11 protein-coding genes are annotated in these 12,454 nt (G+C 68.9%); 5 read left to right on the top strand and 6 right to left on the bottom strand.

Annotation, left to right across the window (positions count from 1 at the left end; translation table 11 throughout):
* Window positions 1-18: 18 nt before the first annotated feature.
* From GVV86_RS02595 to GVV86_RS02580, 4 genes are read right to left on the bottom strand one after another with little or no spacing between them, the layout of a single operon-like run.
* Window positions 19-384, bottom strand: coding sequence for a non-heme iron oxygenase ferredoxin subunit (locus GVV86_RS02595; RefSeq protein ID WP_159616372.1), 366 nt, complete (start codon window positions 382-384; stop codon window positions 19-21).
* On the bottom strand, window positions 381-1,706 hold the full coding sequence (gene sufD / locus GVV86_RS02590) for a Fe-S cluster assembly protein SufD (protein WP_425513913.1): 1,326 nt from the start codon (window positions 1,704-1,706) through the stop codon (window positions 381-383). Before sufD ends, GVV86_RS02595 begins: the two co-directional genes overlap by 4 nt.
* Before the next feature lie 2 nt (window positions 1,707-1,708).
* Window positions 1,709-3,184 carry a Fe-S cluster assembly protein SufB gene (gene sufB, locus GVV86_RS02585; protein WP_159801266.1) on the bottom strand — a complete coding sequence of 492 codons (1,476 nt, stop codon included), beginning with the start codon at window positions 3,182-3,184 and terminating at the stop codon, window positions 1,709-1,711.
* Window positions 3,184-4,020 carry a helix-turn-helix transcriptional regulator gene (locus GVV86_RS02580; RefSeq protein ID WP_159801264.1) on the bottom strand — a complete coding sequence of 279 codons (837 nt, stop codon included), beginning with the start codon at window positions 4,018-4,020 and terminating at the stop codon, window positions 3,184-3,186. The genes sufB and GVV86_RS02580 overlap by 1 nt, the downstream gene beginning before the upstream one ends.
* 215 nt (window positions 4,021-4,235) lie before the next feature.
* Here GVV86_RS02580 and GVV86_RS02575 point away from each other — a divergent pair, with 215 nt between their 5' ends.
* Genes GVV86_RS02575 through GVV86_RS02565 form a run of 3 tightly spaced genes read left to right on the top strand, consistent with a single transcriptional unit; the run spans window position 4,236 to window position 6,827 of the window.
* Window positions 4,236-5,108 (top strand): ABC transporter ATP-binding protein, encoded by an 873-nt coding sequence (locus tag GVV86_RS02575; protein ID WP_159801623.1) that lies wholly within the window; start codon window positions 4,236-4,238, stop codon window positions 5,106-5,108.
* The gene (locus tag GVV86_RS02570) at window positions 5,105-5,848 is read left to right on the top strand and encodes an ABC transporter permease (protein WP_159801262.1); all 744 of its coding nucleotides are present in this window, start codon (window positions 5,105-5,107) and stop codon (window positions 5,846-5,848) included. The genes GVV86_RS02575 and GVV86_RS02570 overlap by 4 nt, the downstream gene beginning before the upstream one ends.
* A gap of 4 nt (window positions 5,849-5,852) precedes the next feature.
* The gene (locus tag GVV86_RS02565) at window positions 5,853-6,827 is read left to right on the top strand and encodes a COX15/CtaA family protein (RefSeq protein ID WP_159616369.1); all 975 of its coding nucleotides are present in this window, start codon (window positions 5,853-5,855) and stop codon (window positions 6,825-6,827) included.
* Here the strand turns inward: GVV86_RS02565 and GVV86_RS02560 are convergent.
* Both GVV86_RS02560 and GVV86_RS02555 read right to left on the bottom strand, forming a co-directional pair.
* Entirely contained in the window at window positions 6,808-7,719 is a 912-nt protein-coding gene (locus tag GVV86_RS02560) for a dihydrodipicolinate synthase family protein (RefSeq protein ID WP_159801260.1), read from the bottom strand. The genes GVV86_RS02565 and GVV86_RS02560 overlap by 20 nt on opposite strands.
* A gap of 31 nt (window positions 7,720-7,750) precedes the next feature.
* Window positions 7,751-8,692 carry a heme o synthase gene (locus GVV86_RS02555; protein ID WP_159616367.1) on the bottom strand — a complete coding sequence of 314 codons (942 nt, stop codon included), beginning with the start codon at window positions 8,690-8,692 and terminating at the stop codon, window positions 7,751-7,753.
* A gap of 411 nt (window positions 8,693-9,103) precedes the next feature.
* On the opposite strand from GVV86_RS02555, the gene tkt reads away from it, so the two are divergent.
* Together tkt and tal are read left to right on the top strand one after the other, a co-directional pair.
* Window positions 9,104-11,281 carry a transketolase gene (gene tkt / locus GVV86_RS02550; protein ID WP_159801621.1) on the top strand — a complete coding sequence of 726 codons (2,178 nt, stop codon included), beginning with the start codon at window positions 9,104-9,106 and terminating at the stop codon, window positions 11,279-11,281.
* 57 nt (window positions 11,282-11,338) lie between these two features.
* Complete coding sequence (tal, locus tag GVV86_RS02545; protein ID WP_159616366.1) at window positions 11,339-12,451, top strand: transaldolase; 1,113 nt, start codon at window positions 11,339-11,341, stop codon at window positions 12,449-12,451.
* The last annotated feature ends 3 nt before the right edge of the window (window positions 12,452-12,454 follow it).

The raw sequence follows: 12,454 nt of genomic DNA, 5'->3' as shown, positions 1-12,454 counted from the left end.
GTGCTGGTGCCGGGCCGGTCAGCCGAGCTGGGGGGTGGGTGCTCCGTTGGTGACCGTGGTGATGTCCACGTACACATTGTTGTCGCGGATCTCCAGGGCGAACACCGGAACCGGCTCATAGGCCGGCAGCTGGAGGGGAGCGCCGCTGCGCAGGTCGAACTGGGACCCGTGGCCCCAGCATTCGATGGCGCAGCCCTCGACGTCGCCCTCAGCAAGGGAGATGTCGGCGTGGGAGCAGGTGTCCCCCAGAGCGTGGATGTCACCCTGGGAGTCCCGCACGATCGCGACTGGGTAGTCATCGATGAGCACGCGCAGGGCCTGCTTGATCTCGATGTCGTCGACGCTGCAGATCAGTTCACCCCTCGGGGTGGCCTCCGCGCTCACAGGTTGCCTGCCGCGAGCTCGTTCTCGAGGGCCAGCGCGAGGCGCTCCTCGAGGGCAGGGACCCGAATCTGCTGGATGACCTCGGTGAGGAAGCCGCGCACCACGAGGCGGCGGGCATCCTGCTCGGGGATGCCGCGGGCCATCAGGTAGAACAGGTGCTCGTCGTCGAAGCGGCCGGTGGCGCTGGCGTGGCCGGCACCCTCGATCAGGCCGGTCTCAATCTCGAGGTTGGGCACCGAGTCCGAACGCGTCCCGTCGGTCAGCAGCAGGTTCCGGTTCACCTCGTAGGTGTCGGTCCCTTCGGCTTCCTTGCGGATCAGCACGTCGCCGACCCAGACGGTGTGGGCGCCCTGTCCCTGGAGCGCGCCCTTGTAGGTCACGCGGGACTTGCAGTTGGGCACCGCATGGTCCACCAGGAGGCGCTGCTCAAGGTGCTGGCCGGCGTCGGCGAAGTACAGCCCGTACATCTCGACCTCGGCGCCCGGCGCGGTGAACACCGAGGACGGGGTGAGGCGGACAAGGTCGCCGCCGAGGCTGACGACGACGTGCTTGAAGCGGGCGTCGCGTCCGATCTTCGCCTGCTGCGAGGAGACGTGGACGGCGTCGTCGTCCCACTCCTGCACGCTGACAACGGTGAGCTGGGCGCCGTCGCCGACGACGATCTCGACGTTCTGCGCGAGCGTCGCCGAGCCGGAGTGGTCAAGGACCACCACTGCGGTGGAGAACGCCCCGGCCTCGAGAATCAGGTGCTGGGCCGCCGGTGCCTTGTCGGCGCCCAGGACCGTGACGGTCACCTCGGCGTCGGCCACGGTGTTGGCGGGGATGGTGACGACGGTGGCGCCCTCGGCCGCGGCCCAGGCCGCCGCCGAGATGCGGTCCTCGGGGGTGGCGGCGGAGCCGATCCGGGCGTCGGACCTCCCGACAGTCTCCACCTCGATGTTGGAGGCGCCGGAGACCCGCACTGAGGGACCGGTCCCGGTGAGGGGGTCGGTATGGAGCCCGCGCAGGCGGTTGAGCGGGGTGAACCGCCAGTCCTCCTCGCGGCCGGTGAGCGGGGCGAAGTCCTCAAGCCGATAGGACTTCAGCCGCTCCCCGCGGGAGGCCTCAGGGACCACCGGGGCGTTGCCGTGGCTGTGCTTCTTCAAGCCGTGCTGGGCGGTGCCGGTGTTCAGCTCCGAGAGGCTCTCACCCTCCTCGCTGAAGCCCGCGATCGCTGCGGGCGCCGAGGACGGCGCACCGATCCGTGCCTTCTCGGCGGGCACTGCGGCGCCGGCCGGTCCGGTCTGGGGCGCTTCGTTGTTCATCTTGGTCGCTTCAGCCATTGCTAGCCTACGGCCCCTTCCATCTGGAGTTCGATCAGGCGGTTCAGTTCGAGCGCGTACTCCATGGGGAGCTCGCGGGCGATCGGCTCGATAAACCCGCGCACGATCATGGCCATGGCCTCGTCCTCGGGCATGCCCCGCGACATCAGGTAGAACAGCTGCTCCTCGCTGACCTTGGACACTGTGGCCTCGTGGCCCATCGTCACGTCGTCCTCGCGGATATCGACGTACGGGTAGGTGTCCGACCGGGAGATGGTGTCGACCAGCAGCGCGTCGCAGCGGACCGTGTTGGCGGAGTTCTTCGCGCCTTCACGCACTTGGACCAGGCCCCGGTACGCGGCGCGGCCGCCGCCGCGGGCCACCGACTTCGAGATGATCGAGGACTTGGTGTTGGGTGCGATGTGGACCATCTTCGACCCGGTGTCCTGGTGCTGACCCTCACCGGCGAACGCGATGGACAGGGTTTCGCCCTTGGCGTGCTCGCCGACGAGGTAGACCGCCGGGTACTTCATGGTGACCTTGGAGCCGATGTTGCCGTCGATCCACTCCATGGTGGCGCCCTCGTGGGCCACGGCCCGCTTGGTGACGAGGTTGTACACGTTGTTCGACCAGTTCTGGATGGTCGTGTACCGGACGCGGGCGTTCTTCTTCACGACGATCTCGACGACGGCCGAGTGAAGCGAGTCGGAGGTGTAGATCGGGGCGGTGCAGCCCTCGATGTAGTGGACGTAGGAGCCCTCGTCGGCGATGATCAGGGTCCGCTCGAACTGGCCCATGTTCTCGGTGTTGATCCGGAAGTAGGCCTGCAGCGGGATCTCGACGTGGACGCCCTTGGGCACGTACACGAAGGAACCGCCCGACCAGACCGCCGTGTTCAGCGAGGCGAACTTGTTGTCGCCCACCGGGATGATCGAGCCGAAGTACTCCTTGAAGATATCCGGGTGCTCGCGCAGCGCGGTGTCGGTGTCGAGGAAGATCACGCCCTGGCGCTCGAGGTCCTCACGGAGCTGGTGGTACACCACCTCGGACTCGTACTGGGCCGCGACGCCGGAGACCAGGCGGGCACGCTCGGCCTCGGGGATGCCGAGCTTCTCGTACGTGTTGCGGATGTCCTCGGGGAGGTCCTCCCACGTGTTGGCCTGCTTCTCGGTGGAGCGCACGAAGTACTTGATGTTGTCGAAGTCGATCCCGGAAAGGTCCGCGCCCCAGGAGGGCATGGGCTTCCGGTCGAAGTACTTCAGGCCCTTCAGGCGCAGGTCGAGCATCCACTCGGGCTCGTTCTTCTTCGCCGAGATGTCGCGGACGACCTCTTCGCTCAGGCCGCGGCGGGCGTTGGCGCTCGCCTCGTTCTTGTCGGCCCAGCCGTACTGGTAGGTGCCGATGCCCTCGAGTTCCGGGTTCTTTTCCAGGATGTCGCTGATGACCGACTCCGGGACGGGGGTCGGGGTCAGTGGCTTCTGGTCTACTTGATCCGTCATCACGGCCTTCCTTGCTGATGGTTTGGCAAATTCGAGGAGCGGGGTGCGGCGCCGGGCTCGGCGCGGGAGGCACCCGCCGGGGGCGCGGCTGATGAGCGCCCGAGGGGAATGTGGGTGGTGCAGACATGGCCGCCGCTGGCCAGGGTGGAGAGCCTGCGCACGTCGACGCCGAGCAGCCGGGAGAACGCCGCCGTCTCCTGGTCGCAGAACGCGGGAAAATCAGCGGCGAGCTGCTGCACGGGGCAGTGGCCCTGGCAGAGTTGGACACTGAGCAGGGTGCCGCGCGGGGCGGCTCCCCCGGCGGCCGGCCGAGCGGCGCCGGCCGAGCCAACGACCCGGGCCGAGCCGACAAATCCGTCGGTGCTCAGTGCCTCGGCGAGTGCGCGGGCGCGGGCCTCGAGGTTGGGCCCGGCGGCCTCGATCAGCGGGCGGTAGCGCTCCTCCATGCCAGCGAAGCGGGACCGGGCGAACTCCGCCACCGCGTCGGGGCCGGCGGCCGCCCCCAGCTGCTGAAGGGCGGCACGGGCGATGTCGAGGTAGTCGTTGCCGAGCCGGCTCTGCCCGCGCTGGCTGAGCACGTAGCGCCGCGCGGGCCGTCCGGCGCCCGTCGCGGTGCTTCCGCCGCGCTTGACTTCGATGAGCCCGTCACGGGACAGGGCGTCGAGGTGGCGCCGGACGGCGGCCGGGGTGAAGCCGAGCCCGCTGCCCAGTTCCGCGGCGCTGACCGGCCCGCGCTCGAGCACGGCCGAAAGGACCCGGTCGCGGGTGCGCTCGTCGGTGTCGCCCGCAGCGGGGGAAAGCCCCGCCCGCCCGGCGGTATGGTCAACCACACTCATGTCGTCATCCCTCCCGCCCGCGTCAAAAAATACACAACACAATCATGACGTAATGTGCCTTCCGGTGCCAGTAAGGGCAGGCTTCCCCCGCAGTCGACCTCTACAAGGGCGGTTACTACGTACCGTAGAATAGCCGGGTGCACCATACAGCCGCCGCCCTGGTGATCGAGGGCCTCACCAAGGATTTCGGGCCGGTCCCCTCGCTCGACGGCCGGATGGTCCGGGTGCTCGACGGGGTCCACCTCGAGGCGGCGATGGGCAGCGTCACCGCGATCCTTGGCGCCAACGGGGCCGGCAAGACCACGACGCTCGAATGCGCGCAGGGCCTCCAGCGCCCCACCGCCGGCACGGTCCTGCTCCTCGGCGAGAACCCGCACCGCGCGAGTCCCCGGCTGCGCGCCCGTGTCGGAGTCATGCTGCAGGACGGCGGGCTGCCTCCTTCGGTGAAGCCGATGGCCCTGCTGCGCCATGTCGCCTCCATGTACGCTGATCCGCGGCCGATCGATGAGCTCGCCGAACGGCTGGGGATCGACGACTTCGGCGGCACGGCCATCCGCCGCCTCTCCGGCGGCCAGAAGCAGCGGCTCGCCCTCGCGTGCGCCCTGATCGGGCGGCCCGAGGTGCTCTTCCTGGATGAGCCCAGCGCCGGGCTCGACCCCCAGTCACGCACCATCGTGTTCGAACTGATTCAGGAACTGCGCGCGGCGGGACTCGCGATCATCCTCACCACCCACCTGCTCGACGACGCCCAGAAGCTTGCCGACTACGTCTACATCATGGAGGGCGGGCGCACCGTCGCCCAGGGCACCGTGGCCGACCTGACGGCCGGAGCAGCTCCGGAGAACTTCAGGGAACTGCGATTCCATACCGTGCCCGGCCTTCAGATTCCGCCCGGAATTCTGCCGCACCTTCACCGCGCGGAACCGGAGCCGGGGCACTACCTGGTCAGCGGCGCCCTCACCGCGGCCGACTTCGCGGCCCTGGCCCAGTGGTGGGACTCCGAGGGGATCCTGCCGGTATCCGTGACCATGGCCCCTCGATCCCTCGAAGACGTTTTCCTCGACATCGCCGGACGGAGCATCCGATGACCTCTGCCGCCCCCCTCGCCCGGAGGGTGCTGCGCCACGGTGGCTACGAGGCCGCCGCGATGCTCCGCAACGGCGAACAGCTCGTGCTCGCCGTCGCCCTGCCCCTGCTGGCCCTCGCCGGCCTCGTGGCCACGCCCCTCCTCGACGGCTACGGTCCCAGCAGAATCGACACCGCGGCCCCGGGGGTGCTCGCGCTGTGCGTCATGTCGACGGCGTTCACCGGCCAGGGGATTGCGACCGGCTTCGACCGCAGGTACGGGGTGCTCCGGTTCCTCTCGACCACCCCGCTGGGCCGCTCCGGCCTGGTCTTCGGCAAGGCCGCGGCCGTGGCCGTGGTGCTGGCACTGCAGGTGGTGCTCATCGGCGGCGCCGCGGTTCTGATGGGCTGGCGCCCGGAGCTAGCGGGGCTGCCCTGGGCGGTCCTGACCTTCGCCCTCGGCGCGGCCGCCTTCACCGCACTCGGCCTCCTCGTGGCCGGGACGCTGCGGCCGGAGGCGACGCTCGCGGTGACGAACCTGCTGTGGATCCTGCTGGCCGCCGCCGGAGGGATCATCCTTCCCGCCGCCGGACTTCCGGCCGCCGTCGAGCCGTTCGTGCGGATCCTGCCGTCTTCCGCGCTGGGCGACGGGCTGCGCGCCGCCTTCCTCGAGGGATCCTTTCATCCCCTGTCCTGCCTGATCCTGCTGGGCTGGGCCGCGGTGGCCAGTGCCGCCGCCGTCCGCTGGTTCCGATGGAGTTGAGAACATGCCGTCTTCTGCCCTGACCCGCCTGCGCTCCCGGCTCCCCGCCACCGAGACCCCCCTCGTCCGGCGGTTGGCCATCGCATCCCTGGTGTCCCAGATCGTCATCGTCGTCACCGGCGGAGCGGTGCGGCTCACCGCGTCGGGCCTTGGCTGCCCCGAGTGGCCGCGGTGCACCGCCGACTCGATCGTGAGCACCCCGGAGCTCGGCCTGCACGGGGTCATCGAGTTCGGCAACCGCCTGCTCACCTTTGTGCTGGTGGTGATCGCGGTCGCCATGCTGGTGTCCGTGCTCAACCTGCGCCGTCAACGCCGGGATCTCTTCCGCCTCTCGGTGGCGCTCCTGGCGGGCATCCCCGCGCAGGCCGTGATCGGCGGCGTCACCGTGTGGACCGACCTGAACCCGTGGGTGGTCGGCTGGCACTTCCTGGTCTCCATGGCCCTGGTGACCGTCGCGACGGTGCTGGTGAACCGGACCCGGCTGACCACCGCCCAGAGCCGGGAGCGCCTGCCGCAGGCGGCCCCGCGGATCCTGCGCCAGCTCCTGGCGGTGATTGCCGTACTGACCGGGCTCGTCGTCGTGCTCGGGGTAATCGTGACCGGTTCGGGCCCCCACGCCGGAGATCACGGAGCCGCCCGGAACAACCTCGACCCGGAGCTGATGACCCGCATCCACGCCGCACCGGTCTACCTCCTGGTGATGACCGTGGCGCTGGCCGTGGCGCTGGCCTTCCGGTACCGGGTGGCGCCGGCCCTTCGCCGGTCGCTGGTGCTCTTTGCCGTCGTGGTCCTGGCCCAGGGCGCCGTGGGGTACGCCCAGCATTTCCTTCACCTGCCGGTGGGGCTGGTGGCCCTGCACCTGCTCGGTGCCTCCCTGCTGACCGCAGCGGCGGTCCACGCCGTCTACACGGGGTATACCCGGCAGCCGGCCGGCGCCGCTGCCGGGACTCCAGGGCAGGTCAGGACACCGGTCCGCTGAGGGCCAGCGCTTCCTCAACCACGTCAACGAGCCGAGCCAGTTCGCGCTGTTCGCTGCCCGGGACCGGGAGCAGCGGCAGGCGGGGATCCCCCGCGTCGATGCCGCAGACGCGCGCGAGCAGGTGCAGCCCGCTGATTTTGCGCAGGTTCACCACGTGCTGCACCACCGGTAGGAGCACCCTGCGGCACTCCGCCACACCGGCAGCGTCCCCCGCGGTGACCGCAGCGCGGAACCGGGCGTAATAGGCCGGAAGCAGCGCGGCCGGACCCGTGTGCCAGGCGTCCGCCGCCAGCTCCCCCGAGGCGATCAGCAGGTCGCCGCTCAGGCCGTGGCTGAAGCTGGCGTCCGTCAGCGAGCGGAGGCGGTCATACCGCTGCTGGAAGGAGTTAACGTCCGCGGCGGTGTCCTTGAACGCCACCACCGAGGGAAGCGCAAGGAGTTCCGCCACCAGTTCTAGCCCGTAGCTGAACTGGGTGGTGCTGGGGTTGTTGTAGAGGCAGATCGGCAGGTCGGTCGACTCCGCGACGGAGCGTACCTGGAAGGACACCTCATCCTCGGTCAGCGGCACATAGGAGACCGGCGAAAGGACCAGACCCGACGCTCCGGCACGTTCGGCGGAGCGGGCGGCCGCCAGCACCTCGCGGGTTCCCACGGAACTGATGCCGACCACCACCGGCACTGTACCTGCGGCCGCTTCGACGGCGGTGCGGGCCACCGCGTCGCGTTCGGCCGAACTGAGGAAGGCGAAGCTCCCGGAGGAACCGAGGACGGCGATGGTGTCGGCTCCCGAGACCGCCAGGGAGGAGACCAGGGCCGCGAGTTCGGGGGTGTTCACCCCGCCGTCGGCGGTGAAGGGCGTGATGGGGTAGGCGACGAGCCCGGTGAAAGTCATGCCCCCATGCTAACGGCGCAGGTCTCCCGCGCTAGAAGACGGGGCCGCCGACGAACGGGTCGATCGCCAGGGCGAGGAAGAGCACCGTGAGGTAGCTGATCGACCCATGGAAGACCTTCATGGCCGCCCGGTTCTCAAGGGTTCCCCGGCGGGCCTTGGCGTGAAGGCGGTGGGTCTCCCGGATGAACCAGGCGCCGGCAGCCGCGGCGGCCACCGTGTAGACCCAGCCGGCTCCGGCCGGCACCAGCAGCAGCGAGCACGCGACGGTCGCCCACGCATACAGGACGACCTGGACGGACACGACGCGCGCCCCGGCAATTGCCCCGAGCATCGGGACGTTCGCGGCGTTGTAGTCGTCGCTGTACTTCATCGACAGCGGCCAGTAGTGCGGGGGCGTCCAGAGGAAGATGATGAGGAACAGCACGACGGCGGGCCACTCAACCGAGTTCGTCACCGCAGCCCATGCGATCAGCACCGGCATGCAGCCGGCGGCACCGCCCCAGATGATGTTCTGCGCGGTCCGGCGCTTGAGGATGAGGGTGTAGACAACGACGTAGAGGAAGATCGCGGCGACGCCCAGCCAGGCCGCCAGCGGGTTCGCGCCCCACCACAGGATGCCGATGGCCGCGGCGCCGAGCGCCCAGGCGAAGACCAGCGCCTCCCGGGGGGTGACCTCCCCCGTCACCAGTGGGCGGTTCGCCGTCCGGTGCATCACCTTGTCCATGTCGCGGTCGATGTAGCAGTTGAAGGCGCCGGCGCTGCCGGCTGCGAACGCCCCACCCACCATGGTGGCGAGGATCAGCCCCGGGTGCGGGAACCCGCCGTGGGCGAAGATCATCGTGGGAAGGGTCGTCACCAGCAGGAGCTCGATCACCCGCGGCTTGGTCAGGGCGAGATAGGCCCTGGCTTTGCGCCCGACGCCCCGTCGGGCCCGGGGCGGCCGTGCCGGCGCAGAAACCTGCTGGGTCTTCACAAGGCAACACTTTCATTTCTTTTGGGGCAAAAGACAGAATCATCATACCCTTTTACGCCGCGTAGAAATCGGGCCCTATCTACCCCGCCGCGCGGGGTGGATGCCGGAAGCAACCACCCGTGATATTGCTCACCAACGTTTCGTGACTTTTTGGGGAATGGACGGCAACATCTCTGACTTGTTACCCAGTGAACTTCCTTTGATGCGAGGAAGGGATATGGTTGGTTTTGAAGCCCAAGGGGCCCTCCTGCGGGGGTGCCTGCATCACTGGGAATATACGGATAAATGCAGGATTCAACGGTGAACGGCCAGCAGGCTGCGGGTGCCTCCGCGTACCCCTGCCCCCAGCTCCCCACGGCGCCGTGGCGCTGGCCGACCTGGACAGAGAAAGGCCCGGTCAACGTGGCACAGATGCAAGAGCAGGAACTTAACTGGAGCGAACTGGACGATAAGGCGGTGGACACCATCCGCGTCCTCGCCGCGGACGCAGTGGAAAAGGTGGGCAACGGCCACCCGGGTACCGCGATGAGCCTTGCTCCCGCCGCCTACCTGCTCTTCCAGAAACTGATGCGCCATGATCCGTCCGACCCGGAATGGACCGGCCGCGACAGGTTCGTCCTCTCCCCCGGCCACACGTCGCTGACTCTCTACATCCAGTTGTACCTGGCCGGTTACGGCCTGGAACTCGATGACCTCAAGGCGCTGCGCACCTGGGGATCGCAGACCCCGGGGCACCCCGAATACCGCCACACCAAGGGCGTGGAGATCACGACCGGCCCGCTGGGCCAGGGCCTGGCAACCTCCGTCGGTTTCGCCTTCGGCCAGCGCCGCCAGCGCGGCATGTTCGACCCCGAAGCCCCCCAGGGTGAGAGCCCCTTCGACCACACCATCTGGGTCATCGCCTCCGACGGCGACCTCCAGGAGGGCGTCACCTCCGAGGCCTCCTCGCTGGCCGGCCACCAGGAGCTCGGCAACCTCGTGGTGATCTATGACGAGAACCACATCTCCATCGAGGATGACACCGACATCGCCTTCACCGAGGACGTGCTGAAGCGCTATGAGGCGTACGGCTGGCACGTCCAGCGGGTCGACTGGACGAAGACCGGGGAGTACGTCGAGGACGTCGACGAGCTGTATGCCGCCCTGGTCGCGGCGAAGAATGAAACCTCGAAGCCCTCGATCGTGTCCCTCCGGACGATCATCGGCTGGCCTGCCCCCAACAAGCAGAACACCGGCAAGATCCACGGCTCGGCCCTCGGCAAGGATGAGGTGGCCGCGCTGAAGCAGGCCCTGGGCTTCGACCCGGAGAAGCACTTCGACGTCGACCCCGAGGTCCTGGCGCACGCCCGGAAGGTCGTTGAACGCGGCACCAGCGCCCACGCCGACTGGGACACCACGTTCGACGCCTGGCGTGGAGCCCACCCGGACGAGGCGAAGATGCTCGAGCGCATCGCCTCCCGCACCCTCCCCGAAGGCTGGGAGGAGGCACTGCCCGATTTCCCCGCCGGCAAGGACATGTCCACCCGCGCCGCCTCCGGCAAGGTCCTCACCGCCATCGGCCCGGTCCTTCCGGAACTGTGGGGCGGCTCCGCCGACCTCGCCGAGTCGAACAACACCACCATTGAAGGCTCCCCGTCATTCGTGCCGACGAGCCGGCAGACCGAGGCATGGTCGGGCAACCCGTACGGACGGGTGCTGCACTTCGGCATCCGCGAGCACGCCGCCGCAGCCATCGTCAACGGCATCGTCATGCACAGCAGCACCCGCGCGTTCTCCGGCACCTTCCTGATCTTCAGCGACTACCAGCGGCCGGCAGTGCGCCTCGGCGCCCTGATGGGCGTGCCGGCGATCTACGTCTGGACGCACGACTCCATCGGCCTCGGCGAAGACGGACCGACCCACCAGCCCGTTGAGCAGCTCTCCTCGCTGCGCGCCATCCCCGGCCTCGACGTCGTGCGCCCCGGTGACGCCAACGAGGTCGCCGTGGCCTGGCGGACCATCCTGGAGAACACCCAGAACCCCGCTGGCATCGTGCTGACCCGGCAGAACATCCCCACGTACGAGCGCGGCGACGGCGCAGCCACCGGTGACACCTTCGGTTCGGCCGAAGGCGTGGCCAAGGGCGCGTACATCCTCGCCGAGGCACGCAACGGCGCCCCCGAGGTCATCCTGATGGCCACGGGTTCCGAGGTGCAGCTGGCCGTCTCGGCCCGCGAAACCCTCGAAGCCGAAGGCATCGCCACCCGCGTCGTCTCGGTGCCCTCGCTCGAGTGGTTCAACAGCCAGGACGAGGCGTACCGTGAGTCGGTGCTGCCGCGCAGCCTCCGCGCCAGGGTGTCCGTCGAAGCGGGCGTGGCCCAGAGCTGGCAGGGCCTGCTCGGGGACGCCGGCCGTGCCGTGTCCCTCGAGCACTACGGTGCCTCGGCCGACTACAAGACCCTCTACCGCGAGTTCGGCATCACCGCGGAGGCCGTCGTGGCCGCCGCCCGCGACTCAATCAGCGCCGCCGCCGGCACCCCGCTGGCAGCCAACGGCACCCCGGCGATGCCGTCGGGCGCCCGCGCCACCGAGACCGGCGACCACCAGTAGCCCGTCCGCTTCCGTCCGACACAAGTGTCCGTGAACGCGGACTCAAAGGAGAATCAAATGACTTCCAACCCAACGGCCGACCTTTCCTCGGCCGGCGTCTCGATCTGGCTCGATGACCTGTCCCGCGAACGCATCAACTCCGGTGCCTTCAAGCGGCTCATCGAAGAGCTCAACGTCGTCGGTGTCACCACCAACCCCAGCATCTTCGCCGCCGCACTGAAGCAGGGCGAGTCCTACGCCTCCCAGGTCGGCGCCCTGGCCCAGGCCGGCGCCACGCTCGACCAGGCGGTCTTCGACATCACCACCCACGATGTCGCCCAGGCCTGCGACATTTTCGCCGAAGCTGCGAAGCGCACCGGCGGCTTCGACGGCCGCGTCTCGATCGAGGTCGACCCCCGCCTGGCCCGCGATACCAAGGGAACCATCGAGGAGGCCAAGCGACTCCACGCCAAGGTCCAGCGCACCAACGTCCTGATCAAGATCCCTGCCACCGTCGAGGGCCTTGAGGCGATCTCGGAGACCATCGCGGCGGGAATCAGCGTCAACGTCACCCTGATCTTCTCGCTCGAGCGCTACCGCGAGGTCATCAACGCTTACCTGGTCGGCCTTGAGAAGGCGAAGGAGAACGGGCACGACCTGAGCAAGATCCACTCCGTCGCCTCCTTCTTTGTCTCCCGCGTCGACGCCGAGATCGACGGACGCCTCGACGCCCTGGGCACCCCCGAAGCCAAGGCCCTCAAGGGCAAGGCCGGGCTCGCCAACGCCCGTCTGGCCTACCAGGTGTACGAGGAGCAGTTCGCCACCGAGCGCTGGCAGGTCCTCGCCGGTGCCGGCGCGAACCCCCAGCGTCCGCTGTGGGCCTCCACCGGGGTCAAGGACCCGTCACTGCCCGACACCCTGTACGTGACCGGCCTTGTCGCGCAGGGCGTCGTCAACACGATGCCGGAGAAGACCCTGGAGGCGACTGCCGACCACGGCGTCATCGAAGGCGACACGGTCACCGGCACCTACGAGGAGTCCAACACCATCCTCAACGACCTCGATGGCCTGGGGATCTCCTACAAGGAGGTCGTCGAGCAGCTCGAGACCGAAGGCCTCGACAAGTTCGTGACCAGCTGGTCCGAACTCCTCGAGACCGTCCAGACCGCACTCGACACCGAAGGACGCTGATAG

This window comes from Arthrobacter zhaoguopingii (genome assembly GCF_009828595.1).
Classification (GTDB): Bacteria; Actinomycetota; Actinomycetes; order Actinomycetales; family Micrococcaceae; genus Arthrobacter_D; species Arthrobacter_D zhaoguopingii.
The sequence above is the reverse complement of the archived record's forward strand: the minus strand, read 5'-3'. Positions and strand labels throughout refer to the sequence as shown.